This is a genomic window from Oleiphilus sp. HI0079, from assembly GCF_001635105.1.
In genome coordinates this window covers 1-733 of the sequence record NZ_LWFT01000482.1, presented here as the reverse complement: position 1 = coordinate 733, position 733 = coordinate 1, and the positions used below count along the sequence as shown (strand labels likewise).

2 protein-coding genes are annotated in these 733 nt (G+C 45.6%); both read left to right on the top strand.

What is annotated here, in order from left to right; genetic code table 11:
• Nucleotides 1-532, top strand: a 532-nt coding sequence (locus A3750_RS06310; RefSeq protein WP_156498453.1) for a site-specific integrase, incomplete at its 5' end; no start/stop codon positions are given.
• The coding region (locus tag A3750_RS27285) for a type II toxin-antitoxin system Phd/YefM family antitoxin (protein WP_369819928.1) at nt 529-733 on the top strand (205 nt) is incomplete at its 3' end. The genes A3750_RS06310 and A3750_RS27285, both read left to right, overlap by 4 nt.

Genomic DNA, 733 nt, shown 5'->3' with positions numbered 1-733 from the left:
TACGAGAGAGCCGCTACCTTTTAACGATAACGAAATTGAAGCGATATACAGCCAACTAGAAGGCAATGACTTAAACCTCATTACCTTCGCCTTCGAAACCGGCTTACGCACCTCTGAGCTAATCGCTTTGCAATGGCAAGATATCGATTTCGACAACAAACGCATATACATTCGCCGCGCCATTGTTAGAGGTCAAACCAAACAACCGAAAACCAAAAGCGGCGTTCGGACTGTCGATCTTAGTCAACCGGCAATTGACGCTTTACTAAATCAGCAGCAGTACAGCGTTAAGCCTTTCGTCTTTTTCGACACCAAAACCGAGAAAGTACTAAACGATAAAAAGATTCGTGAGCGTATCTGGAAAGCCGCCCTCAAAAAGGCAGGCGTCCAGTATCGCGAGCCCTACCAAACCCGACATACCTTTGCATCGCGCCATCTTAGCAACGGTAAACCGATTATCTGGGTATCGCTTCAAATGGGGCACTCTAACCCGAATATGACAACTAGCCGATATGCGAGGTGGATTGTATGACCATATCAGAAACGGTGGAGATCAGTTTGCGTACAAATATAAGTACAAGTACAATAATAGGTACAATGAATTCAAAGGATTTAGCTATGGACACTTTGAGCTATTCAGCGTTCCGCAATCAACTAGCCGGTACGCTCGATAAAGTGAATGATGACCACAAGCCCGTTATGATTACGCGTCAGAACGGTAAGCCTGCCGTAG